The 24,887-nt window shown below is 54.4% G+C and carries 23 protein-coding genes and 1 pseudogene; 10 read left to right on the top strand and 14 right to left on the bottom strand.

Translation table 11 applies throughout. From position 1 onward, the window contains the following. Positions 1-89: 89 nt before the first annotated feature. Together dctA (AC3IT9_RS10875) and AC3IT9_RS10870 are read right to left on the bottom strand one after the other, a co-directional pair. Positions 90-1,415: a C4-dicarboxylate transporter DctA gene (gene dctA / locus AC3IT9_RS10875; protein WP_429382069.1), complete on the bottom strand. Its 1,326-nt coding sequence runs from the start codon at positions 1,413-1,415 to the stop codon at positions 90-92. Between the two features lie 44 nt (positions 1,416-1,459). Then, entirely contained in the window at positions 1,460-2,542 is a 1,083-nt protein-coding gene (locus tag AC3IT9_RS10870; RefSeq protein ID WP_102668720.1) for a 4-oxalomesaconate tautomerase, read from the bottom strand. Between the two features lie 166 nt (positions 2,543-2,708). On the opposite strand from AC3IT9_RS10870, the gene AC3IT9_RS10865 reads away from it, so the two are divergent. Then, on the top strand, positions 2,709-3,599 hold the full coding sequence (locus AC3IT9_RS10865) for a LysR family transcriptional regulator (protein ID WP_015095835.1): 891 nt from the start codon (positions 2,709-2,711) through the stop codon (positions 3,597-3,599). Positions 3,600-4,041: 442 nt separating this feature from the next. Here AC3IT9_RS10865 and AC3IT9_RS10860 read toward each other — a convergent pair whose 3' ends face one another. Together AC3IT9_RS10860 and AC3IT9_RS10855 are read right to left on the bottom strand one after the other, a co-directional pair. Continuing rightward, a complete protein-coding gene (locus AC3IT9_RS10860; RefSeq protein WP_489273003.1) occupies positions 4,042-4,911 on the bottom strand; it encodes an isocitrate lyase/PEP mutase family protein in 870 nt (289 codons plus the stop codon). 166 nt (positions 4,912-5,077) lie between these two features. After that, positions 5,078-6,007 carry a LysR substrate-binding domain-containing protein gene (locus tag AC3IT9_RS10855; RefSeq protein ID WP_489273001.1) on the bottom strand — a complete coding sequence of 310 codons (930 nt, stop codon included), beginning with the start codon at positions 6,005-6,007 and terminating at the stop codon, positions 5,078-5,080. 229 nt (positions 6,008-6,236) lie between these two features. On the opposite strand from AC3IT9_RS10855, the gene AC3IT9_RS10850 reads away from it, so the two are divergent. Together AC3IT9_RS10850 and cuyB are read left to right on the top strand one after the other, a co-directional pair. Next, positions 6,237-7,523, top strand: coding sequence for a dicarboxylate/amino acid:cation symporter (locus AC3IT9_RS10850; protein WP_489273000.1), 1,287 nt, complete (start codon positions 6,237-6,239; stop codon positions 7,521-7,523). Positions 7,524-7,533: 10 nt separating this feature from the next. After that, positions 7,534-9,024: a cysteate racemase gene (cuyB, locus tag AC3IT9_RS10845; RefSeq protein WP_489272998.1), complete on the top strand. Its 1,491-nt coding sequence runs from the start codon at positions 7,534-7,536 to the stop codon at positions 9,022-9,024. Between the two features lie 176 nt (positions 9,025-9,200). Here the strand turns inward: cuyB and AC3IT9_RS10840 are convergent, their stop codons facing one another. The 4 genes from AC3IT9_RS10840 to AC3IT9_RS10825 form a co-directional block, all read right to left on the bottom strand. After that, the gene (locus AC3IT9_RS10840) at positions 9,201-10,181 is read right to left on the bottom strand and encodes a 2-hydroxyacid dehydrogenase (protein ID WP_489272997.1); all 981 of its coding nucleotides are present in this window, start codon (positions 10,179-10,181) and stop codon (positions 9,201-9,203) included. Positions 10,182-10,207: 26 nt separating this feature from the next. Further along, positions 10,208-11,080, bottom strand: a complete 873-nt coding sequence (locus AC3IT9_RS10835; RefSeq protein ID WP_489272996.1) for an isocitrate lyase/PEP mutase family protein — start codon at positions 11,078-11,080, stop codon at positions 10,208-10,210. 122 nt (positions 11,081-11,202) lie between these two features. Further along, positions 11,203-12,510: a C4-dicarboxylate transporter DctA gene (dctA, locus tag AC3IT9_RS10830; protein WP_150755461.1), complete on the bottom strand. Its 1,308-nt coding sequence runs from the start codon at positions 12,508-12,510 to the stop codon at positions 11,203-11,205. Positions 12,511-12,612: 102 nt separating this feature from the next. Beyond that, positions 12,613-13,782 (bottom strand): mandelate racemase/muconate lactonizing enzyme family protein, encoded by a 1,170-nt coding sequence (locus AC3IT9_RS10825; RefSeq protein ID WP_159389631.1) that lies wholly within the window; start codon positions 13,780-13,782, stop codon positions 12,613-12,615. Between the two features lie 99 nt (positions 13,783-13,881). Between AC3IT9_RS10825 and AC3IT9_RS10820 the strand changes: the two genes are divergently transcribed. Then, positions 13,882-14,760 carry a LysR family transcriptional regulator gene (locus AC3IT9_RS10820; protein ID WP_159389630.1) on the top strand — a complete coding sequence of 293 codons (879 nt, stop codon included), beginning with the start codon at positions 13,882-13,884 and terminating at the stop codon, positions 14,758-14,760. A gap of 23 nt (positions 14,761-14,783) precedes the next feature. Here the strand turns inward: AC3IT9_RS10820 and AC3IT9_RS10815 are convergent, their stop codons facing one another. Beyond that, positions 14,784-15,374: a TetR/AcrR family transcriptional regulator gene (locus AC3IT9_RS10815; RefSeq protein WP_489272994.1), complete on the bottom strand. Its 591-nt coding sequence runs from the start codon at positions 15,372-15,374 to the stop codon at positions 14,784-14,786. A gap of 167 nt (positions 15,375-15,541) precedes the next feature. Between AC3IT9_RS10815 and AC3IT9_RS10810 the strand changes: the two genes are divergently transcribed. The 4 genes from AC3IT9_RS10810 to AC3IT9_RS10795 all read left to right on the top strand — a co-directional run bounded on the left by AC3IT9_RS10810 (position 15,542) and on the right by AC3IT9_RS10795 (position 19,504). Then, positions 15,542-16,642, top strand: coding sequence for an alkene reductase (locus AC3IT9_RS10810; protein WP_489272992.1), 1,101 nt, complete (start codon positions 15,542-15,544; stop codon positions 16,640-16,642). A 74-nt stretch (positions 16,643-16,716) separates the two neighbouring features. Then, positions 16,717-17,505, top strand: a complete 789-nt coding sequence (locus AC3IT9_RS10805) for an SDR family NAD(P)-dependent oxidoreductase (protein WP_489272990.1) — start codon at positions 16,717-16,719, stop codon at positions 17,503-17,505. An 85-nt stretch (positions 17,506-17,590) separates the two neighbouring features. Then, positions 17,591-18,460, top strand: coding sequence for an alpha/beta fold hydrolase (locus tag AC3IT9_RS10800; protein WP_489272988.1), 870 nt, complete (start codon positions 17,591-17,593; stop codon positions 18,458-18,460). Between the two features lie 45 nt (positions 18,461-18,505). Continuing rightward, positions 18,506-19,504: an NADP-dependent oxidoreductase gene (locus AC3IT9_RS10795; RefSeq protein ID WP_489272986.1), complete on the top strand. Its 999-nt coding sequence runs from the start codon at positions 18,506-18,508 to the stop codon at positions 19,502-19,504. 209 nt (positions 19,505-19,713) lie between these two features. Here AC3IT9_RS10795 and AC3IT9_RS10790 read toward each other — a convergent pair whose 3' ends face one another. From AC3IT9_RS10790 to AC3IT9_RS10770, 5 genes and pseudogenes are all read right to left on the bottom strand, one after another. Beyond that, positions 19,714-20,256 carry a DinB family protein gene (locus AC3IT9_RS10790; RefSeq protein WP_489272985.1) on the bottom strand — a complete coding sequence of 181 codons (543 nt, stop codon included), beginning with the start codon at positions 20,254-20,256 and terminating at the stop codon, positions 19,714-19,716. 239 nt (positions 20,257-20,495) lie between these two features. Continuing rightward, positions 20,496-21,245, bottom strand: a complete 750-nt coding sequence (locus AC3IT9_RS10785) for a hydroxypyruvate isomerase family protein (protein ID WP_489272983.1) — start codon at positions 21,243-21,245, stop codon at positions 20,496-20,498. Between the two features lie 327 nt (positions 21,246-21,572). Next, a complete protein-coding gene (locus AC3IT9_RS10780; protein ID WP_223455710.1) occupies positions 21,573-21,773 on the bottom strand; it encodes a hypothetical protein in 201 nt (66 codons plus the stop codon). Positions 21,774-21,856: 83 nt separating this feature from the next. Further along, positions 21,857-22,191 (bottom strand): annotated as a pseudogene (locus AC3IT9_RS10775) (metallophosphoesterase family protein); the annotation flags it as partial. Positions 22,192-22,254: 63 nt separating this feature from the next. After that, on the bottom strand, positions 22,255-23,142 hold the full coding sequence (locus AC3IT9_RS10770) for a LysR family transcriptional regulator (protein ID WP_151213064.1): 888 nt from the start codon (positions 23,140-23,142) through the stop codon (positions 22,255-22,257). 116 nt (positions 23,143-23,258) lie between these two features. Between AC3IT9_RS10770 and AC3IT9_RS10765 the strand changes: the two genes are divergently transcribed. Then, a complete protein-coding gene (locus AC3IT9_RS10765) occupies positions 23,259-23,678 on the top strand; it encodes an ester cyclase (RefSeq protein WP_489272981.1) in 420 nt (139 codons plus the stop codon). Positions 23,679-23,681: 3 nt separating this feature from the next. Continuing rightward, complete coding sequence (locus tag AC3IT9_RS10760; protein WP_489272980.1) at positions 23,682-24,749, top strand: SDR family oxidoreductase; 1,068 nt, start codon at positions 23,682-23,684, stop codon at positions 24,747-24,749. Positions 24,750-24,887 lie beyond the last annotated feature (138 nt).

The following is a 24,887-nucleotide window of genomic DNA, read 5'->3' as shown; positions in this document are numbered from 1 at the left end:
CACGACCTCGAACCCGCCAGACGGTACGATCAGCCGTGCCTGGCGGGGAGTTGAATGAAATGTTTGTTGGGTGTTTCAGGCGTGTCCGGTCAGACGTGTTCCGTGACCTTGCGACCATCCCAGTTTTCACTCTGGGTTTGTGCCAGGGCGGGCGACGGTTCGCCGTCAAGAGTCCGCATCAGTGTCTCGCGATCACAAGCGTTCTCCGAGATGGACATCACCACGGTAGCCACGGCGTTGCTTGCCAGACTGGTCAAGGCCCGGGCTTCCGACATGAAGCGGTCGATACCGATCAGCAGTGCAAGGCCGGCCAAGGGAATGTCATGGATCACAGTCAGTGTCGACGCCAGCGCGACAAACCCGGCTCCGGTCACACCTGCTGCACCCTTCGAGGACAACAGCATGATGGCCAGCATGGTCACGGTCTGTGTCAGGCTTAGATCGATGTTGCAAGCTTGAGCAATGAATACCGCTGCCAGCGATAGGTAGATTGCCGTACCGTCGAGGTTAAACGAGTACCCCGTTGGCAGCACCAACCCCACCACGCCTTTTTTGCAACCCAGGGCTTGCAGCTTTTCCAACATCCGCGGCATCACCGGCTCGGTTGAGGAAGTCCCGAGCACCACCAGGAACTCTTCGCGGAAGTAGCGCAGCAACTTCCAGAGACTGAAGCCATTTGCCCGGCAAATACTCCCCAGCACCACAAAGACGAAGAAGGCACAGGCTACGTACAAGGTCATGATCAGCTTGGCCAACGAGCCCAACGATGTAATGCCGTACTGGCCTACGGTGAACGCCAAAGCGCCAAAAGCACCGATCGGAGCGAAGCGCATCAGATAGGAGAAAATCTTGAACACCATGTGCGAGGCGGACTCCAGTACATCCAGTACCGGCTTGCCACGCTCGCCGATGGCCGACAGTGCGAAACCGCAAAGCACCGCGATGAACAACACCGGCAGCACTTCACCCTTATTGAAAGCGCCGATGAAAGTGTCCGGGATGATGTGCATGAAAAACTCGACCACTCCCAGCTTCGCGGCGGAATCGGTGTATTGCGACAGTCCCTTGGTGCTCAACTGGGCGGGGTCAATGTTCATGCCCACACCGGGTTTGAACAGGTAGACCGACACCAGGCCTATGATCAAGCTGATCACGGTCAGTGCCAGGAACAGCAGCATGGTCTTGCTCAACAGACGCCCGAGGGAGCGTTTGTCGCTCATGCCGGCAATACCGGTGACGATGGTGCAGAACACCACCGGAGCGATCATCATCTTGATCAACTTGATGAAGGCATCACCAAGCGGCTTCAAGGCGATGGCCTGTTGCGACCAAAAATGTCCGACCAGCACACCCAACAGCACGGCGAGGAGAATCTGGAAGTAGAGCGATTTTACAACTTTCATGGCATCACCCATTTTTAGAATTGTGCTGATGCAAGAACGGCAATGACCAGGGGAAATTATCCGGCAAGTCGTTGGGAAGCCGTGGCGTAGACAAAACCGGAAAACAGCCTGCGCGATGTACGCACCACTGAGGCACGAATTGTCTCACCCTGATCGCCGGTGTAGGACAATACGACATCTATCCCGCCACTTGGATGTTCAATGCGTACTTGCTTCAACCGCGGCTCGCTAACCCCGCCGAGCAATTGCGCGACCACACTGCCTTCAGTGACACAAGCGGTGGCAAGGCCGATGGAGCCGGTGATCGCCAAGGCCCGGTGGCAGTTGTGTGGCATGAAGTAGCGCACCTGAATTGTGCCGCCAGCCTTGGCCGGTGACACCAGTACAGGCTTGGGAATCACTTTGTCGCTGACGTCACCCAGGCCCATTGCCAAGCCGGCTTGCAGTCGCAAGGACTCCAGGCGACGCAGGAACTCTTTGTCGGCATCCAGTTCAGCAGGACTTTCATCGCCGCGCTTACCCAGTTGGCCAGCTTCGATGATCATCATCGGCATCGCCATGTCGATGCAGGTCACTGGAATACCGTCGATCAAATCCTGCGTTTGCCCAGTCGGGAAAAGCTTGCCGGTCTTGCTGCCCGCAGCATCCAGGAAGGTGAGTTGCACAGGAGCGGCGGTACCCGGCACACCATCGATGGCGGTGTCACCTTCATAGCTGACCTTTCCACCGGGCGTCTGTACCTCGGCGTTCACAAAAGTGCCCGTGTTGAGGTTGCGAATACGCACACGTGTCAGGTCTTTGGAGGCTTTTACCAGCCCCTGCTCGATGGCGAACGGGCCAACGGCGCAAAGCATGTTGCCGCAATTAGGCGCGGTGTCGACTCGACGCTGGGAGACCATGACTTGAACGAACAGATAGTCGACATCCGCCTCAGGATGCAGCGACGGGCTGACTATCGCCACCTTGCTGGTTTGTGGGCTACCGCCACCAATGCCGTCAATTTCCAGCTCATGCCCAGAGCCCATGAGGTTGAGCAGCAGTTCATCACGGTCTTCGATCGCAACAGGTAGATCCCAGGCGAGGAACACTGGCCCCTTGGAAGTACCACCGCGCATTAGCACACAGGGAATTCGTTGCATGAACACTAACTCTTGTTGATCAATCGGGGTAATTGATGTCTTGTAAGCAAGAGTCGCAGGCTTTAAAAATTGTTTCCAATGCAAATATCAGCCTGATTATTGCGTTTTACGAATGATGAATTTAGGCTGACTGGGCTTAACAACTCTCGGCTAGTGAGATAAAAAAGTGAATTATGAGCTCAATGACATCCGATCTTTCGTGAAGATCGCCGAACTTGGAAGCTTTCACGAAGCTGCCGATGCATTGCATCTCTCTCAACCCGCACTGAGTCGGAGAATGAAAAAGCTTGAAGAGGGATTGGGAACAGCGCTTCTTGATCGCACGACAAGAAGGGTAAGCCTCACCAGCGTTGGGCGAGACTTCCTGCCCAAGGCACGACGCTTATTGGATGACTTCGACGACTCGATACTTAACATCCGAGAGTTGGCGGAGCGGCAGAGCGGCCGTGTAACCCTTGCCTGTATCCCAACCGCAGCCTTCTACTTCCTCCCTTCGGTAATCCGCCTCTACAACGAGCGCTATCCACAAATCCGCATTCGCTTGCTTGATCTCAGTGCGAACGAAGGGCTGGAGGCTGTTCTGCGTGGCGAAGCCGACTTTGGCATCAACATGATGAGCGGACAGCACCCAGACATAGAGTTCGTACCGTTGGTCAACGAGCCTTTTGTTTTAGCTTGTCGACGCGATCATGAGCTGGCTGAGCGTAGCTCGGTAACCTGGTCTGAACTTAGCAATTACCGCCTTATCGGGGTCGGTCGCCTAAGCGGCAACCGCATGTTGCTTGACCACGCTTTGTCAGGCTTGAGCTGGCGTCCACAATGGTTCTATGAGGTGCAACACCTGTCTACATCGCTGGGCCTGGTAGAAGCTGGCTTAGGAGTCTCGGCCATGCCGAGCCTCGCAATGCCTGCTGTGGATCATCCAACCTTGGTAAGCGTCCCTTTGATAGAGCCCATAGTTAACCGATCGTTGGGACTGGTTTACCGGAGAGGCGCTTCACTATCTCCGGCAGCGGAAAAATTCGTCTCAATACTGCTTGAACAATGGGAGAAATAACCTCACGCCTCCTACTTTTTTGAGTTGACATAACAATTTTTAAACCGCGTTTCGCTGTCATGAATTGTCTCAGCCAAGTCCTGCACAGCGGTTGAAATCACAGAGTCTTACCGGTACCTGTAGAGCACCATTTTTTAGCAGGGAACGCACCATGCCGCCAAGATTCAAGGTGATCGAGACCACCTGCGCGCGGCGCGTTGGCGACAATCAGCAAGAACGAAGAGTTCATCAACAAGACGCTAGCGGTGCTTAGGGCTTCGAGCGCTTTGTTGAGAAGAAAAAAGCTTCCAGATCGCTCCGGAAGCAAACTGCTGAATACGCAACCGAGGGTGACCAAACCGCATGAGTGCAAGTGCTCTTCTCGGCACGCAAATCATGCTTGCGGATTCAAGCAGGAGGAAACCTGTAGGCAGAGCAACGGGAGCTGATCAGGAAATTTCCATCACTCCTGAACATCCATGAAGTCCCTGGCCCAGTTCAAATATGTTTCCGGCAACGTGTAGGTATAGGCCAGCTCGGTAGCGCTTAAGTCTGATGTGCTGCGAGTGAGCTGGCGTTGTTCACGAAGGCAGTCATAGGTCGCTTTAATGGAGGCGAAATAAGCACCATGACCTGCAACAATGATTCGTACTCCTAGCTTGGCTAGCCGTTCGTTGTCGTTGAGTCCTGGGTTTCCGTAAGTGACCAACATCAGTGGAATCGTGATGTGCTCCGCGATCTGTTCGAGGTGCGCAAAATCTTGTACGCCAACAATACAAATGCCATCCGCGCCGGCCCGTTGATAAGCGCGCGTTCGGTGAATGACCTCATGCACAGGTAAAGCTGAGGCGTTGGTTCGAGCAATAATCGAAAGCTCCGGATCAACGCGTGCTTCCAGTGCGGCCCGTACTTTGCCTACGCCCTCTTCAGTGCTGATGAGGTCTGTTGATTTACACCCGAATTGAGCCGGAAGGAGGGTGTCTTCAATCGTGAGTGCCGCTATTCCTGCGCGCTCCAACTCCTGGACAGTTCGCATGACGTTGAGTGCATTTCCGTAACCGTGATCGGCATCAGCGATGACAGGCAACTGCGCCACACGGCCTATTCTGGCCGCTTGTTCGACAAATTCAGACAGGGTAATGAGTGCGAAATCTGGTGCAGCCAGAACCTGCAGAGATGCAACTGATCCCCCCAGAATACCCACTTCAAATCCGAGATCGGCGGCAATGCGTGCTGACATCGGATCAAAGACTGAAGCGGTCTGGAAACAGTTACTGGATGCCAGCAGCTCGCGAAACGAATGGCGTAATGCTTGGTGGGAAACTCTGGGCATGATCGCTCCTCACTGTGGCCGTCATCGTGTGAACGATCAGTGCCAACTCAAAAGTGCGGCGAGACTATCACGCAAAAAATAGCGGGTGATGACGTTTCAGAATGACCCGATGCACAGATGTCATTACCCATACTTGAGGGATGCTTTTCGAGCTTTGGAGCTTCGATCAACTGGCTGTTTTGCCATGGAGATCGCGGGAAGCTCCTTCGAGGGTTTTCCATAAGTTGCGCATCGTAGGGTTCTCATTCGTGATGGAGCAGTAGGAGCGTATCTCCAGTCGCGTGCTCCATTCATCACCACCCGCTTTCACCAACTGACCTCGCTGAAGCTCGTCAATGACAGCACTTTGTGGCAACCATGCCACCCCATAACCTTCGACTGCCATTCGCATCAGTAGCATTGTCATATCCGCCTCGTAGCACCGCTCCAACATGCATGCAGTCGGGCCATTCTTTATGACGATGTCGGCAACACGACCTAGAAAAGTCGTAGCCGTATAAGCGAGGTGAGGAACTGTTTTGCTGGAGGTGCCCGGTAAGGGATACAGCGGATTCCCATCGCTGTCAGGTGCGCACACAGGAATAAACGCGTCATGACCCAAGGTCAAACTCCCGAACTTTTCCGAATCGAGAAGAATGGGTGCCAAGGGGTGATGATAGACAATCATCAGATCACAACTCCCCTCCTCCAGAGATATGACCGCGTCGTGGATGTTGGCGGCAACGACCCGCGCATTGAATTGCTCATTGTGCTGCTGAAATTGCTTCAGCCATTTCGGCAGGAATGTCATCGACAGACTGTGGCCAGCAGTGACCTGGATGGATCGCCCAGGCATCCGCTCTACCTCGCGAAGGCTTGAGCGCAGCCTCATTAGCCCCGCCAATGCCTCGCGACTTTCTTCACAAAATGTGCGGCCAGCAGAGGTCAGTTGGACAGGATAGGTGCCACGATCCACCAACTCCGCACCTACCCATTCTTCAAGTGACTTTATACGCCTCGACAAAGCCGACTGGGTCACACAGCGAACCTCCGCAGCCCGAGAAAAATTCTTCCACTCCGCGACCGCCAGAAGATCATCCAGCCATTTGATTTGCATACCGACACCTCATGCCCCGAATGAGCAGTTTACTGCGCCGCAGTCGGGATGAAGCAGCGATTTCGAAAACTATTCCAAAAGCGCATGAGGCTATCGGGATTACTCATCACGACCCTTCAACCCCAGCCCTAGAATCGAAAACGTAGAAGCGAGGCCGAAGAGCTTCGACCTAATGACACTTGTCTCCTGCCAAGTAAAAAAAGCAAAAAAACCACTTGAGGAAAGCTCCGTGAAGAAAAATAAACTTCCGCGTCGGATCGCAATTGGCATCGCCTTAGGCGTGCTTGTCGGTTGGGCGTGCCACCACTTCGCAGGGAGCGAACAAAGCGCCAAAGAGATCGCGTCGTACTTCTCGATGGTCACCGACATATTTTTACGCATGATCAAGATGATCATCGCGCCTCTGGTGTTCGCCACCTTGGTCGGCGGCATCGCCAGCATGGGAAACTCCCGCTCCGTTGGGCGCATAGGCCTGCGAGCCATGGCCTGGTTCGTCACCGCTTCGGTGATATCGCTGTCAATCGGCATGGGCCTGGTGAACCTGTTCCAACCCGGCGCAGGACTGAACATGGAGGTCGTCCAGCATGCGGCGAGCCCCGTGGTGAACACCGGGGATTTCAGCCTCAAGGTTTTCATCAGTCACGTGTTTCCCCGCAGCATTGCCGAAGCAATGGCCAACAACGAAATCCTGCAAATCGTGGTGTTCTCGTTGTTCTTCGGGTTTGCCCTCGCAGGTGTGAAGCGAGCGGGTTACACAACGATTGTCGATGGCATCGAAGAGCTGGCCAAGGTGATGTTCAAGGTCACTGACTTCGTCATGGCCTTCGCGCCAATCGGCGTTTTCGCAGCCATCGCATCGGCGATCACCACTCAAGGTCTTGGCTTGATAGTCGATTACGGAAAGCTGATTGCCGAGTTCTACTTGGGCATTGTGATTCTGTGGTGCGTGTTGTTCGCTGCCGGCTACCTGTTCCTGGGGCGCTCAGTGTTTACCTTGGGCAAGCTCATCCGCGAACCTGTTCTGTTGGCATTTTCCACTGCCAGTAGCGAGTCCGCATACCCGAAAACCATGGAGGCACTGGAGAAGTTTGGTGCGCCGAAGCGCGTATCAAGCTTCGTTCTACCGTTGGGGTACTCATTCAACCTTGATGGCTCGATGATGTATCAAGCGTTCGCCATCATGTTCATTGCACAGGCCTACAACGTCGACTTGAGCTTCACACAGCAACTGCTCATCTTGCTGACGCTGATGATCACCAGCAAGGGTATGGCGGGTGTGGCCCGAGCATCGGTGGTTGTGGTGGCGGCTACGTTACCCATGTTCAATCTTCCCGAAGCCGGCATTTTACTGATCCTTGGCATTGACCAGTTCCTCGATATGGCCAGGACTGCCACCAACGTGGTTGGCAATAGCATCGCAACGGCTGTGGTTGCCAAATCAGAACCACATGAAGAAGCTGAAGACGCGCCCGGCACTCAGTCTCCACTCCCAATTCATACTGCAGCCACCGTGTGAGAACCTAAACATGAAAGGTAAATCGAAGCCGTCCAGCGGGTCATCGTTTGCTCGCAAACTAGGTATCGTCGGCGGGCTTGGCTCACTGGCCGGCGGCGATCTTTTCTACAAGTTAGTGAAGTCCAGAGCTGTTCTGGAGGATCAAGGTCGCTATCACTTCCTCTTTGAGCAACACCCCTTCAAAGACGTCCTGATGCCCCTAGACCGGGGCGCCAGTATGACCTCCAGAAAGTTCTATGTTTTCCAGGTTTGTCAGACGTTCGAGGCCAGCGAAGTCAATGCAGTTTTACTGCCTTGTTTTGCCAGTCACACCTTTCGTGAGGAGATCCAGGAGGAAATGGGCATACCCGTTCTGGATATGATGGCGGCGTTACGCAAGCACGTGGATCATGTCGCTGAAGGCGGCAGTACGTTGGGAATCATCGCGTCTGACTATGTTCGGCACTCAGGGCTGTTTGAGCGCTATTTCGGCATTGACTTCAAGCTCGTTTATCCAAATGATAACGAGCAATCCGGGTTGATGGACGCGATGTATGGCGTTAATGGCATCAAAGATGGGTACCTTGATGGGGTGCCGCTGGAGTGTGTTTATCAAGCGTGCCTTTCGCTGCAGGATCAAGGGGCCACAATCATCCTGCCTGGCATGACTGAGCTCTCGTTGGTCTGCGGTGATCTGCAACGGCGTGGCGTCACTGTCCTGGATATCAACGAGATTTATGCCACTTTCGCCACCTTGGAGAAAGGTCAGTCGACCCGTCCGCCATTCAAGCTTGGGATAGTGGGTGGAGTTGGGCCGGCAGCAACGGTCGACTTCATGGGTAAGGTCGTTGCGCATACACCGGCAGGTCGCGATCAAGAACACATCAAAATGGTGGTCGAACAAAACCCCCAGATCCCTGATCGCACAGCGAACCTGCTGTATGACGAAACCGACCCGACGATGGCGATGTACGCAACATGCAAGCGACTGGAAAGCGCTGGCGCCAATGCCATAGCGATCCCGTGCAATACAGCTCATGCATTTGTTGAGCGCATTCAGGCGCACCTACGTGTGCCTATTGTGAACATGCTGACAGAGACGGTAGAGGCTATCGTTCAGCGATACGGTGCTGGCAAAACCGTAGGGCTGTTAGCAACGTCCGGCACAATCAAAAGTCAGGTCTATCACGAAGCAGCCCGGCGAGCAGGACTTCAAATCATCACCCCTGGCGTGGAATACCAAGCTTTGGTGATGGAGTCGATTTATGGATACCACGGAATCAAAGCGGGTTTCACTGACGGCATTTGTAAAGACCAGCTCTTGATCGCAGCAGAGCACTTGTGTGAACTGGGTGCAGATGTGCTCATCCTGGGGTGCACAGAGCTACCTCTGGTGCTCGAGCATAGCGAATCCTACATGATCAAAAATCATGAGGTTGCACTCGTTGATCCGACAACCATTTTGGCATTGAAGTGCATTGAGCTTGCCCGTGAGAATACGGACAAGCCTTCCAGTCAGTAATCAAGTAACAGTGTATAGGTTTTAATTGGTGCGGAGCTTCGTCAGAAAGACGTCTGTAGGCGCACACTGACTCACACCAAACCAGATGCCCTGACCAACTACAACAAAGGCCTTTCTCGGGCCTTTTTTTGTACAAGTGGACCTGTGTGCCTTAGCGCACACAGGGGGAAAATGAGTTAACTCTTTTGGCGTAACGCTTGCGAATTTACGAGGTCTCGCGGCCACTGGCCCTCAAGTCCCATCAATAAATTTTCCAGGGCTCGCTTTGCCATTGCGATGCGCGTCTCGTTTGTTGCTGAGCCAATATGGGGAACAGTGACGACGTTTTTCAACTTGAAGAGCCTGGAGTCCGGCAAAGGCTCCTTCACGTAAACATCCAATCCCGCTGCCCGTATTGCCTTTGCTTCAAGTGCTTGAATCAGTGCCTCTTCATCAACCACTGGGCCCCGAGACACGTTGATCAAAATGCCTTCAGGCTTCATCTGCGCCAACTCGGAATGGCTGATGAGGTTCCTGGTATTGGAGGTCAATGGAACGACCGGGCACACAAAATCGGATTCGCCCAAAAGCGTTTCTTGTGTAACAAACCTTGCCCCCAGCTCTTGCTCCAGTTTGGGCTTGCGGGTTTTGCCGCTGTACAAAATATCCATACCGAAACCGAACCTACCTCTACGGGCGATGGCCTCTCCAATTTTGCCTAAACCGATAATGCCCAAGGTCTTTCCATGCACATCGCATCCGAAGTGGGATGCATCGATGGTCTTTGTCCAATTTCCGTCTTTCGTCCAGGCATCCAGCTCAGGGATACGCCGTGCTGTGGCGAGGATCAGAGCGAAAGCCAGATCAGCTGTTGTCTCGTTCAGCACATCCGGCGTATTGGTCAGCATGATCCCTCGGCTATTGAGAAAGCTGAGGTCATAGTTGTCATAGCCAACCGAGATACTGGAAATAATCTCCAGGTTTTTCGCCGATGCGAGTTCGGCCTCGCCCAGACGACGATTTCCACCGATCAATCCATGGGCCTCGGGTAGAGCAGCTTTAAACTGAGCGTCCATATCACCATTCTCTGGGCTGAGGATAATGATGTTGTACTGATCTTTATAAGCCTCGAGCAGGCTTGGAGAGACGCGACTGAAGGCCAGAATCGTTTTTTTCATGACGCTTTATTTCACCTGTCTCAGGCTCAATTAGAACCGTGCTCTGACTTCAAATAGGTCTTTGCCCACTCACGGTAATTATCCGAAAGCGTGTATTTTGAGAGCAGCCCTGGAAGGGAGAGCTCTGCTCCTTTCGATCCGCTCTGCTCACGCAATGCCTCGTAACTCGCTTTGATCGCGGCCAAAAATGGGGCATGCCCATTGACCACGATCCGCACATTGGCTGCACTCAGTTTCTCAACATCGCTCAGTGCAGGGTTTCCATAATTGATCAGCATGATCGGCACGGAAAGATGCGAGGTGAGTGCCTCCAAGTGTTGGAAGTCCTTTACTCCGACAAGGCAAATCGCGTCGGCCCCAGCCTTTTGATAGGCCGTGGTGCGTGCAATGGAGTCTTCTAAAGTGGTAACGGCCACATTCGTACGGGCGATGATGCTGAGGGCATCATCTGAACGGGCAAACCGCGCAGCGTAAATCTTGCTTGCGGCTTCTTCCATTTCGATAAGTACGTGCGACTGCTCGTCGTATTTGGCCGGTAGGTGGGTGTCTTCCAGCGTTAGGGCAGCAACACCGGCTTTCTGCAGTTCGGTCACTGTTCGCATTACATTGAGTGCGTTACCAAACCCATGATCAGCGTCCCCAATGATTGGGATTTGGCTGGCCCGCCCGACTCGGGAAACCTGCTCGACATATTCATCAAGCGTGAGCAGAGAAATGTCCGGAGCTCCGAGCACTTGAAGCGAGGCGACGGAACCACCTTGGATTGCAACCTCAAAACCAAGGTCGGATGCCATACGAACCGAGATGGGATCAAATACGGAAGCAGCAAATTTACAGACTGCTCCATGAAGTAAATCACCAAACGCCTTGCGCAATTCATGATGAGATCGCTCAATCATTTTTTCGGCTCCATCAAATTCATTCGAGGACTGCTTTGGGATCGTTTCGCGTTGAACGAGACCTGGAAATCACTACCGGTCATGGCCGTGTTTGAAGCGGAATGACCGGTAAACTTTGCTGATTACTTTTGCGCCAACAATGCTTTTCGCGCTGCCTTTTCGTGTTTCATTGCGGCAATCTCACGCTCGCAGGCTTCAACGTCAAAGGAGTTGTCCCACTTGGCAATTGCGATGGTGCCGATCCCGTTGCCAATCAGATTGGTCACTGCCCGTGCTTCATTGAGGAATCGGTCGATGCCCAACAGCAACACCAGGCCTACCAGGGGAATGGAGTGGATGGTTGTGAGCGTTGCCGCAAGGGTTATGAACCCGGCACCCGCCACGCCAGCCGAGCCTTTCGAGGTCAGCAGGAAGACACCCAACAGAATCATCTGATCCATAAACGTCAGCGGCGTATTGGTTGCCTGTGCGATAAAAATCGCCGCCATGGTGAGGTAAATGCAGGTGCCATCTGCATTGAAGGCATATCCAGTTGGTAGCACCATGCCCACCACTGACTTCTTGCAGCCCAGCTTTTCAAGTTTCACCATCATTCGCGGAAGTACGGCTTCGGTTGAGCAGGTGCCAAGCGTGATGAGAATTTCATCTTTGAAATAACGAAGAAATTGCATAAGCGGCATGCCCGACCATCTAGCAACCGTACCCAGCACTACCACGATGAAAATCAAGGTCGTGATGTAGAGCGCGACCAGCAACTGGCCGAGTGACAGCAAGGTACCAATTCCGTACTTGCCTATAGTGAAAGCCATCCCAGCGCCGGCACCAATCGGAGCCAGACGCATAACCATTGCCACGATCTTGAACAGCCCTTGCAGAAACAGGTCGATGGTATTGATCAGCGGTTTGCTGGTTTCGCCCATTTGAACGAGGGCAACGCCCATCAAAACCGAAATCAAGATGACCTGAAGCATGACGCCATTCGAGAATGCGCCAATGAAGGTACTCGGGATTATGTTGAGAAAGAAATCGATTGTTCCGCCCTGCTCACTGGCGGCTTGGCTGTACTTGGCGATAGCGCTGGCATCAAGCGTGGTAGCGTTGATATTCATCCCAGCGCCTGGCTTTGCGATATTGACCACAATAAGGCCGATGACCAGCGCAATGGTTGAAAGGATTTCAAAGTAGAGCAGCGCTTTGACGCCGATCCGCCCGACTTCCTTGATGCTGCCCATCTTAGCGATACCAACGACGACGGTACCGAAAATAATAGGCGCCAACAGCATTTTGATGAGTTTGATAAAGCCATCCGCAAAAGGTTGGAGCTTGGCTCCGAATTGCGGTTCAAAGTGACCAATTGCTGCACCGATGACGATACCGATCAGCACCTGCACATACAGCTGGCTGTACCAGCGGGACTTGGAGATTTCCACGGGAGCACCTCATTTTATTTTTGTGATGGGCGTGTGGCGTGGCGTCAGTGAGTGACGCCTGATAACGGCGGCCTCCTGCAAGAGGCCGCCGTTCGAGGGCTATCAGCCTTCGCCCAGCTCGCGCATTACTGCGTACAAAGCGGACTTGGCTTCGAAGCCGACACCTGGAATATCCGGCAGACCGACATAGCCGTTTTCCACACGAATCCCGTCAGCGAACCCGCCGAAAGGCTGGAACACGTCTGGGTACGACTCGTTACCGCCCAGGTGCAGACCCGCTGCGATGTTCAGGGACATCTGGTGACCACCATGCGGAACTACACGGCGGGAAGACCAACCCATTTCTTCCATCACCTTCAGGGTGCGCATGTACTCCACGAGCCCGTAGGACAGAGCACAGTCGAACTGTAGGTAGTCGCGATCAGGGCGCATACCGCCGTGGCGCAGAAGGTTACGGGCATCCTGGTGGGAGAACAGGTTTTCCCCGGTAGCCATTGGCAGTTCATAGTGATTTGCAAGCTCAGCCTGCAGCGCGTAGTCCAGCGGATCGCCAATCTCTTCGTACCAAAAGAGGTTGTACTTTTTGATGGCCTCCGCGTATGCAATACCTGTCTTCAGATCGAAGCGGCCATTGGCATCGACCGCCAGTCGACGACCGTCCCCTACTACTTCAAGTACCGCCTCGATACGACGGATATCTTCGTCCAGTGATACTGCACCAATCTTCATCTTGACGACGTCGTAGCCACGATCCAGATAGCTCTGCATTTCTGCCTTGAGCTTGGTTTGATCTTTGCCAGGGTAGTAGTAGCCGCCCGCTGCGTAGACCCACACCTTGTCATCTGCCACGCCGTCACGATAACGGTCGGCCAGCAGGCGATACAGAGGCTTGCCTTCAATCTTGGCAACGGCATCCCATACAGCCATGTCAATGGTACCCACTGCGACTGAACGTTCACCGTGACCACCTGGCTTTTCGTTAGTCATCAGAGTCTTCCAGATGGCAAACGGATCCAGGTTGTTGTTCTCGTGGTCGATGAGAGTATCTGGATCAGCTTCCGTGATACGCGCCAGGAAGCGATCACGCATCAGTGCACCTTGACCGTAGCGACCGTTGGAGTTGAAGCCGTAGCCGATTACTGGTTTACCATCGCGAATCACATCCGTGACGACAGCGACAACCGAGCAGGTCATTTTGGAAAAATCGATATAGGCGTTGGCAATTGGGGAGGCAATAGAAACAGTTTTTTCACGGATGTCTACGATACGCATGACGGGCTCCTCTTGTTGTTGGTGGCCCCACGTTATGCTTTGCGATGACACCCGCCCAATGCTATTAATGCCGAGCCCTATGCACAGGAGGCATGGCCCTTGGAACTCGTTTGGCTAGAAGATTTTTCAGCGTTGGCAGAGTACGGCAGCTTTGTTCGTGCCGCTGAAGCGCGCCACGTTACTCAGCCGGCATTCAGTCGCAGAGTCCGCTCACTGGAAAATTGGATGGGTGTTGAACTGTTCGTTCGCACGCCACAAGGTGCAACGCTGACCGAGGCTGGGAAGCAGATTTTGCCAAGTGCCCAGGAGACTGCCAGGCGCTTGTACCGAATGCGCAGCGAAGCCCAGGAAGTGGCGGGAATGGCTGCCAAGACTCTGCAATTCGCTGCAACCCATTCGCTGTCGTTCACTTTCTTCCCGAGATGGTTAAGAAGCACGGAAAACGGCGCTCCCATTGAGGCTGTGCGGCTGCATTCCGACAGCATGGCGGTCTGTGAGCAGATGCTGATTCAGGGCCAGGTGCAGTTCCTGCTTTGTCATCGTCACCCGGATGTTCCACCGCTGTTGACCCCTGATCAGTTCATAGGCAAAAAGGTTGGCGAAGATGTTCTCGTTCCATTGGCGAGCGCTTCTGCCAACTTTGAAAGTTCGCCCGCATCGTTGCCGTACTTGGCGTATACCCAAGAGTCCGGGTTGGGACGCATCGTGGCTCACCGGCTTAATGGAAAGGAAGATTTCCTTCACCTCAAGCCATTATTCAGTAGTCACCTCGCTGCGGTACTGATGTCCATGGCCCTGGAAAACAAAGGTGTGGCCTGGCTACCAAGGAGCCTAACCGAACAGGAAGTCACCGACGGACGTCTTGTACGAGCTCTTGATGAAAGCTGGGATATCCCCTTGGAAATTCACCTCACGCGTCCAACGGCTCCTATCAGCCAATCCGCTGAAGAATTTTGGGCGAAGTTGAGAGACTGCTGAATATCGTTCACGGAAGATGGTGCCTACTTTCCGGGGCAATGCTGAGCCAACGGCAATGAAGCAATTATCTCAGCGTGGCAAACCTCGAGTATTTCATCAGCCAGAGAAGAATCATCTGGGCAGGCGCGCGACAACATGACCGCACCGATTGCATGCGCCAGCATGTCGATCATTTTTGCCCGTACCCCATCCTGCGGCGCGTCTTGCCTCGCCTTGTACTTTTCTTCGAGCGCTGCCAGCGTGCTTTCTACCCCGCTGGCAAAGGTGGCTTTCAACTCATCTGATTGACGCGCAGCGTCTCCACAAAGGGCCGCCATGGTGCAACCGCTGCCCCTGCCGTCTCGGTGGTCCCTCGACACATACAAATCGATGAACTCAGCAACTTCGAGACCTTCGGAACTGGTCAGCGAATGCGAAAGACTGTTCGCTGCCGCTTCAGCCATCAAATCAGCCTTGGAGCCGAAGTGCTTGTAGAAACCGCCTTGCGTAAATCCGGCTGCTGCCATGAGTTCAGCCACCCCCACGCCATCGTAGCCACGCTCGCGAAACAGCTCTGAAGCCGTCTCAACGATGTGAGCTCTATTGGCGAGCGATTGCGCCTTGGTGATCTTCATTTCCTGCGCCTCTGCATCTCAAAGCAATGCCCTCATCATACTATGATGTCGATCATAATCAAAAGCATTGACAGTTTTGAGTGTGATCGACATCATAAATGCGCCAACGCGAATCTTCCCTGGCACGGCGCATGCCGCCCTCATTAATCAACGAGTATGGAAACGATATGAACGATAAGACGTTATTTGAGCCGTACACGCTCGGCTCGCTGACACTTTCCAACAGAATCGTGATGGCTCCGCTGACGCGTAACCGTGCGGGAGAAGGCTTCGTCCCGAGCGAGTTCGCTGCAACCTATTACAGCCAGAGAGCCTCTACAGGCCTGTTGATCTCCGAAGCCTCGCAGATCTCGCAGCAGGGACAGGGCTACCAGGATACGCCCGGTATCTACACGCAGGAGCAGATTGATGGCTGGCGCAAGGTCACCGATGCCGTCCACGCAAAAGGCGGACGAATTTTCCTGCAACTGTGGCATGTCGGACGCGTATCGCACGTTGACCTGCAGGAGAACGGTGCCGCTCCGGTAGCACCCTCCGCTCTCCGTCCCGCAACCAAGGTCTTCGTCAATAATAGCTTCGTGGACGTTTCAGAGCCGCGAGCGCTTGATATCAGCGAGCTTCCCGGGATCGTTAATGATTTTCGCCAAGCGGCGGCAAATGCCATCGCTGCGGGATTCGATGGCGTGGAGATCCACGGCGCAAACGGCTATTTGCTGGATCAGTTCGTCAAGGACGGTGCCAATATCCGCACCGATGCCTACGGTGGCTCGATTGAAAACCGCGCTCGCCTACTGCTGGAAGTGACGGCGGCGGTAGTAAACGAGGTCGGAGCAGAACGCACAGGCATCCGTATATCGCCAGTTTCGCCAGCCAATGGTGTCTCCAGCAGCGAACCGCAGGCCCAGTTTGACTACATTGTCGACCAACTCGATGCCTTGGGCATTGTGTACCTCCATGTGGTCGAAGGCGCGACTGGCGGGCCACGCGATATTGCGCACTTCGACTTTGGTTCTTTGCGCCAACGCTTCAAAAACACTTACATCGCGAACAATGGCTACGACGTGAATTTGGCCACCTCTCAACTCAACGATGACAAGGCTGACTTGATCGCCTTTGGACGTCCCTTCATAGGTAACCCGGACTTGGTGGAGCGCCTTAAAACCGCTGCCTCTTTGTCGGCATTCGATCCTGCGACCCTGTATGGCGGCGGTGCAGAAGGCTACATCGACTACCCAACCCTTGCTGAATCCAGTACCCGGCACGGCTAAAAATCACGTCTGCGCACGTCCTCCGGACACCACGCATGACTCGCCTATCGATATCCGAAACTGAGGATCAATTCATGAGCATCCCTGCCACCGTTCTCATTACCGGCGCCTCCACTGGCATCGGCGCTACCTATGCCGAGCGCTTTGCACAGCGCGGGCACGACCTCGTACTGGTTGCCCGCGACAAAGGGCGGCTGGATGCTCTTGCAGCCCGGCTGCGTGAGAAACACAACATCATCATTGATGTTCTCCAGGCTGACCTGACCCAAATCAGCGATTTGACCACGGTCGAGGCTCGCCTGCGCGACGACGCCAGTATTGGCATCCTGGTGAACAATGCAGGCGCCGCACAATCCGGCAGCTTTATCGAACAATCCACCGACAGCGTTGCTCAGTTGGTCACGCTCAACACTACCGCACTGGTACGGCTTGCCAGCGCCATCGCCCCACGCCTGGCACAAGCCGGAAACGGCGCGATTATCAACATAGGCTCGGTTGTTGGCCTGGCACCGGAGTTCGGCATGACGGTCTACGGCGCGACCAAGGCGTTTGTGCTGTTTCTATCACAAGGTATGAGCCTGGAACTTTCGCCCAAAGGCGTCTACGTGCAAGCCGTTCTGCCGGCAGCCACTCGCACCGAAATCTGGGAGCGAGCGGGCATCGATATCAATACCCTCAGTGACATCATGGAAGTGGGTGATCTGGTCGATGCGGCGCTGGTCGGTTTCGATCGTCGCGAGCCCGTGACCATTCCACCCTTGCAGGACGCCGCGCGTTGGGATGCCTTGCAGGCCGCACGTCAAGGCCTGCTGTCGCAGATTCGGCAATCCGATGTTGCCGAGCGCTATCAAGCCGAGGCGTAAAACATCGTGAAGCAGGCGCTAGTGCTAGAGCGCCTGCAACGTCCTATCTCACTTGAAGCTTTTCGACTCGCATCACGGGGCCGACATGACCATCCATGACACGAAACCTCAAACCGGATCATCCACTCGATTCGTCAATGCAGCGAACCAATGGATCAGGGTTGAAGAAACGGCGTTCGTTTACCGTGATACAGGCCCCAAGGACGGGTTGCCGCTGGTTTTGTTGAATCATTGGGGCGCAGTCCTGGACAACTTCGACCCACGGATCATCGATGGGCTCGCAAGCACCAGGCGCATCATCACCACTAACTATCGGGGCATCGGCGCATCAGGTGGCACGGCCCCTGCGACGGTCAGTGAAATGGCAAGCGATGCCATCGCTTTGATTCGTGCGCTGGGTTTCGACAAGGTCGACCTGCTGGGTTTTTCACTTGGAGGGTTCGTGGCCCAGGAAATTGCCCTGAGCGCCCCTGACCTGGTGCGCAGACTGATTCTGACCGGCACCGGGCCTGCTGGCGGCACCGGCATCGACAAGGTCTGGTCAGTGAGCTGGCCGTTAATGCTTAAAGGTTTGCTGACGTTGCGCGATCCAAAGACCTACCTATTCTTCACCTCGACGGTCAATGGCCGGCGAGCTGCCAGGGATTTTGTGAAGCGTCTGAAGGAGCGCAGGAAAGATCGCGACAAGCATCCGACGCCAATCGCTTTTTTGCGGCAGTTGAAAGCCATTAACGCGTGGGGGAGGCAGCCCCCGCAGAACCTCAGTCGCATACAGATACCGACGCTTATCGCCAACGGTGACCACGACATCATGGTTCCCTCGGTGAACTCTACTGACTTGGCGAACCGGATCCCGAACTCACAACTGATCATTTACGAAGACGCAGGGCACGGCGGAATTTTCCAACATCATGCCGACTTCGTGGCCAAAGCAACGGTATTCCTGGATGCCTGAGCGTGTTCGGCAATTCCCATTTGAATCTATGAGAGTTGAATCAACATGAAGGCATTTTTAATCGATCGTTACGGCAAGAATAATGGCCGTGTTGCCGAGGTGCCCGCACCTGAAGTGGGTGCACATGACGTCCTGGTTAAAGTGCATGCCACAAGCGTCAACTTGCTTGATTCAAAGATCAGTACAGGCGAATTCAAACTGATCTTGCCGTACTCATTCCCGTTGATACTGGGCAATGACCTGGCTGGGGTAGTGGTCAGCATTGGATCCGGTGTGCGGCGCTTCAAGCCAGGTGACGAAGTCTACGCGCGCCCTCCTCAGGAGCGCATAGGCACATTCGCCGAGCTGATTGCGGTGCACGAAGACGCACTCGCGTTGAAACCTAAAAACATCAGCATGGAAGAGGCCGCATCCCTCCCGCTGGTTGCGCTGACGGCTTGGCAGGTGCTGGTTGAAACAGCCAAGTTAAAAAAGGGTCAGAAGGTCTTTATCCACGCCGGCTCGGGTGGTGTCGGTACCATCGCCGTCCAGCTCGCCAAGCATCTAGGCGCCTTCGTTGCGACGACCACCAGCACAAATAATGTTGAATGGGTTAAGGGGCTGGGAGCGGACGTTGTCATCGACTACAAGAAGCACAACTTCGAAACCGTTTTGCAGGACTACGACGTCGTATTGAACAGCTTGGGCGCTGATGAATTGGAAAAGTCGCTCGACATTCTGAAGCCTGGGGGGCAGCTCATTTCCATCTCGGGGCCGCCGACGCCACAGTTCGCTGAAGAGCAAAAACTGTTTTGGGGATTGGGCCTGGTCATGCGTATGTTGAGCAGTGGTATCCGCAGAAAAGCGCGTAAAAAAAATATCAACTATGCATTCGTCTTTATGCGTGCGAGTGGTGCTCAATTGAGTGAAATCACTGCTCTCATCGAGTCCGGCATTATCAAACCTGTGGTCGACAGAACCTTCCCTTTCGAGTCAACAGCCGAGGCGTTGAGCTATGTCGAACAAGGAAGATCAAAAGGCAAGGTCATCATTAAAATTAAATAACTACCCGCCACCACTCGATGACCAGATTTCGGATTGAGGAGCATGTCTTGGCATTCCGATGATATGTATGTCAGCGGCGAACTCGGGGCGATTCAGTGCGAAGGTGTTCGTCATGGATTAAGCCAAGGCAATAGCGATGCAATCAGTGCGATCCGAATCGAATTGCCCTCTTTGGCTGTGAATTCTCAATACTGGTATCCAGCTTTTCTTCATACGCCGGATCGGGATGGGATGAGGACGACTAAATCTGTATCACCTATGTCGACACCAGCCTGTGAAAGCAGCGTAGTAACCTGACCACGGTGATGAGTCTGATGGTTGAAGAAATGCATCATCAGGCCGTAAAAATCCTTGTCGGACACTACACCCTTCGAGCTGGCGTAATGGAGGGTGTGGTCTAGATCGGACTCTGTAATAGAGTTAGCCCATTCGACGATTATCTGATCAAGTCTCTCTCGATATACTGAGAGTTCTCGAATAGTAGAGAACAACGCTTGGTCAAGGTTTTTCGGATCAGGAACTCGCCTCACCGGCTCCAATGCCGAGTGGTTCGCTGGATGTTTGGCGAATCGCTTTAACCACACAGTGTCTCCGGCTGCCACGTGGTTTAGCGTCCCGAGAATCGACCTGAAGAACGCTTTTCTATCAGCTGAGAGCTCATCATCGGACAAGCACCTGGCCGCTCCATAGATCTTTACGTTCATCCATTTATTATAGGTCGCCATCAGGCAGATATGGCCGGTACGGCTCATGTGCTCATCCTTTGAGTGGGTATTTGATAAGCGCTCCACGCTCATCGCAAAACCCAGTCTATTGCCGGGCATTCAAAAAGCGTTTTCTCATAATCAGAGCCACGACTAGCACTGGATCAATAGCCATCGGTACGGACCATCGCATCGCGGGCCTCAACGATCGATGGGTATCGGCCATCAAGCGCCTTTCAAACTTCTCCACCTGAGGAGTGCATCAGGGTAACTCGTGCCCGCAAGTGCTAAGTCCTTAGCTGCTTAATCCAGTCAAGGCTCGCAACGGTAGAGCCGGAAGGACGGTATTCACACCCGATCCATCCTGGGTAGCCACGCTGCTCCAACACCGCGAACAAGGCAGCAAAGTTGATGCTCCCCGTTCCCGGTTCGTGACGACCCGGACAGTCAGCAATTTGCACATGGACGGTTCGGTCATAAAATCGAGCCAGAACATCTGCTGCGTCTCCGGTCAAAAGCTGGGCATGGTAAAGATCGAGAATCAGCCCAACACTCGGGAAGGTCTCCAGCACCTGTTGCGCCCTGCTGAAGTCAGACATGTAATAGCCCGGCATCTCCTTCGAACTGATCACTTCGATAAGGGGCCGCAACCCCTGATCTTCGAAGTACTTGACTGCATACTCCAGGTTGCTCCCGAAGATAAGCGCAGCCTCATCCTGCGTCGTAATTCCAGACATGATGTGGACATCCGAACAAGCCAGCACCTTTGCATAACTGGCGGCCTGGACCAGGCCAGCGCGAAACTCTTCTTCCTTGCCTTGCAGGGCAGCAATGCCTTTAGTGACACCCGCCGGTGCGGCGAACTGAATCAGAGGAAGAGCGTATTGAGCCAAGTGGTCGGCCAGGAGACTGGCGTCGAATTCATAGGGCGACGGAAATTCCACCGCCCGAAATCCAGCGGCAGCGGCGGCTTCGATGCGTTGAAGAAAAGGCAACTCATTGAATTGAAAACCGAGATGAGCATTGAACTTGAGCATTGGGTAAACATCCATCCTGGGAAGAAACGAAAAGCCTGGAACATCCTTTGTAGCGCCAACACTACACTATCGGAAGTGGTCCATACAGACAGACCAGAGCGAGCCTGTGCTTACCCTGCGGCGCTCATCATTGAAAACTGGGCAAAACAAATCAGATCGCAGGCTTCGACTGACTGGCTACCGTATAACGTCGTGTGCCCACCGGCAGCCAGTGGAAAACGGGGGCTTATCGCTGTACTTCACGGCCCATGGCCTGCAGTTCGTTTTTATCGAAGAGCCGAGTTTTGGCCAGGCTATCAATTTGTCCGTTTACCCCAGGTTCCTGAGTCAATCATTGTTGACCTGGAGTTCATGCAGAAGAAATCCAAGTGATTCTGGGGCGGCGTGATAACTTTTTCCCGAGCGTTGTTCATCCCACGACATGGAATCATCGGTGCAGAAATCTCCAACACACTCCATGCGCAGCTCGACATCGAGAAGTCCAAGCGGTATCCAGAAGTAAGGCGTCTCGCGAAGAGCATTAGGCATGGTCGAGCCACATCGTGAGCAAAAGTCATTTCTGTACCCGCTGGGTTTGCGCCAACTAGTGATCGATTGTAGCCCCTCGCTCTTCACTCCAATAAGTGGATCAGTAGAGGTTCAATTGAGGTTGGCGTTATCTCAAGCAGAGCCAGGGTCACTGGCAACTTAAAGCGTCGCCGTCCCGCGCTACCCGGATTGAGAAATAGCTGTTCCCCACGCCATTCTATCCGTGGCTTGTGGGAGTGGCCGGTGATCACCAGCTTTATGCCTGTATCTAGTTCGACTGGGACATCGGCAATGTCATGTACCAACAGCGCCTGCCATCCGTTGACGTCGAAGCGTAGAAGATCAGGGAAATTTTGGCTGCCCACGGAGCGTCTTGATCATTGTTCCCACGCACCACGTGTAATGGCGCTATAGATGCCCGAGCACGGTGGCCCATACGCGGTAGAGATCGTTATTGTTCCGATACTCACGGGTCACCCCCTCAGAGGTAACCTTCGACATTTTCTATGGATAGAGCTTCGAGCAGCACCTGCTCCAGGATGGCAAAAAAACATTTGATGTGAGCCTGCTTTAATGCCTGTGGCCGGGTCACCAGATAGACCTCCATATCTGGAAGGTGGAGATCCGGGAACAACCCGATCAGATCCTTCGCCAATATACGGGGCAGTACAGCCACCCCCATACCTCGCCTCACCGATTCGAGCTGCACCGCGAAAGAGTTCACGCTGATCTGCGCGCGGTCCAGACCACCGGCCTTTGCCGCACGCATTTGCGGCAACATGTCCAGCGGGGGAAGCAAGGCAACATTGACCGCCGTGGCCGGGGTCACCCCTGGAAACCGCTTCAGATAACCTGCATCAGCGAAGACACCGTAGGCGAGCCGGCCTATTGGTCGATAAATCAGCGACGGCTCACCCAGATGAGCTGTACGCACAGCAATGTCTGCCACGCCGCGGACGATCTTGTGAAAGTCGGCTGTTACCATCAGCTCCACCGAGCAACGCGGGTGCAGAGAAGTGAAGCGACTCGCGGCCTCCAGCACACAAGACGAGAACCCCTCTCCTGCACTGACCAGGACACTGCCAAATAGCTCTGTGTGTAGCTCGGATATGCCAGCAGCGGTTTGACGCCTCAAGCCAGCTTCCGCAGCCAGGGCAACTTCCACGAGGGATTGGCCCCGCGAGGTCAACCAGCATCCTTCAACGCCCCGCTCGACGAGTGGCTCGCCCAGTGCGACCTCAAGTTGGGTCAGGCGGCGGGACACGGTAGACGCCGCGATACCCAGCAACTGGCCAGCTTGAAGGAAGCTGCCACGCCGCGAGACTGCCAACAGCAGACGAAGATCGTCCCAATTTGCTTGCAACGCCATGCGTCCTGTCCTCCCTGGTCTGCATATGTGCAAAGCCATTATGCAGTAGTCGCTGTTTTTCGGGAGATGCCTCAAAGGTATATCTACAGCCCCTCGAAACGAATGGAATGGACTGCATGACTACTGGACCCAACGACTATGCGGAACGCGCCTCAAGAGCCTTCAATCGCCGTGATGTGGAGGCGATGCTTGCGTTGGTTTGCGAAGACTTCATCTACCTCGATAGCACTGGGATTCAAACCGGTCGCGAAGCCATGCGCAAACGAGAGATCGCATTGTTCGAAGCGCTCCCCGATGCCCAAGTGATTTTCAGCCCATTCGCCGTCAGTAACGATCGTTTGGCGCTGACGGCCTTCCTGACCGGTACCTTCGCCGCACCCTTGGTGTTGCCAGGCCGGGTGATTCCACCTCATGGACGCCATATTACCGCGCACTACGCCGCACATTTCACCTTCAAAAACGGCCTGGCCATTCGTGAAGAGGCCTTCTTCGACAGTGCGGTGCTGATGCCGTTCGCCTATCCGGCCGAGGGTTGAGCCATGCACAGTGCATTCGTTACTGGCGCAACCGGTTTGTTGGGCAACAACCTGGTGCGTGAATTGGTCGCTCGTGGCTACGCGGTCAAAGCCCTGGTCCGCTCAAGAGCCAAAGGTGAACAGCAGTTCGACAATCTGCCGAGTGTGGAACTGGTCGTTGGTGACATGGCCGATGTCGACGCATTCGCGGCATCGCTGCAAGGCTGCGATACGGTGTTTCACACCGCGGCGTTCTTTCGCGATAACTACAAGGGTGGCAGGCACTGGACGGAACTCGAAAAGATCAATGTCGCCGGTACGCGGGACCTGATTCACCAGGCTTACCGCGCCGGTATACGACGGTTCATCCATACGTCTTCCATTGCCGTGCTCGACGGCGCACCTGGCTCGTCCATCGATGAGACCTGTCTGCGGGCCGACGCCGACGCGGATGACTATTACCGCAGCAAGATCCTCGCCGACCGCGTCATCTTGTCGTTCCTGGAAGCACATCCCGAGATGCATGCCTGCATGGTCCTGCCCGGTTGGATGTGGGGTCCTGCCGACATTGGCCCGACCTCCTCGGGACAATTGGTCAACGATGTCGTGAACGGCAAGTTGCCCGGGCTGATCCCTGGCAGCTTCTCCGTTGTCGATGCCCGTGATGTGGCATGGGCGCTGATCGCGGCCGCCAAACATGGCCGAAGAGGTGAACGCTATCTCGCGGCGGGCCGGCATATGACGATGCGTCAGCTGGTCCCTGTTCTAGGACGTATAGCGGGCGTCAAGACACCCTCTCGAAAACTACCGTTCCCCTTTCTATACACCTTGGCGGCTGTGCAGGAGATCTATGCGCGCCTGACCGGCAAGCCCATTCTGCTGAGCATGGCCACGTTGCGTCTGATGATACGAGAGGAGTACCGCACCTGCTTCAACCACCGCAAGAGCGAGCAGGAGCTTGGCCTGAGCTTCCGGGCGCTGGAGCTGACAATCACTGACACCGTGGCGTGGTACCGTGATCACGGCTGGTTTGAAAACAACAGTGCGCGCGCCTCGAAGAAAAAAAGCTCATCGGTCATGATCGACAACTGACTTTCGCCAACGGGATTACCGCCTGGTCCCAAAACCGATAATCTCAAGCCTCATTGTGCGGTTTTGTGCGGGTACGGGGGGCGTACCTTGAGTTCCCGAAACCGCACTTGCTGGTCATTTACCACACACCAGAACAAG

This window comes from Pseudomonas sp. KH_046_1, assembly GCF_057839025.1.
Note: the sequence above shows the minus strand (reverse complement) of the source record. Positions and strands in the feature narration are given on the sequence as shown.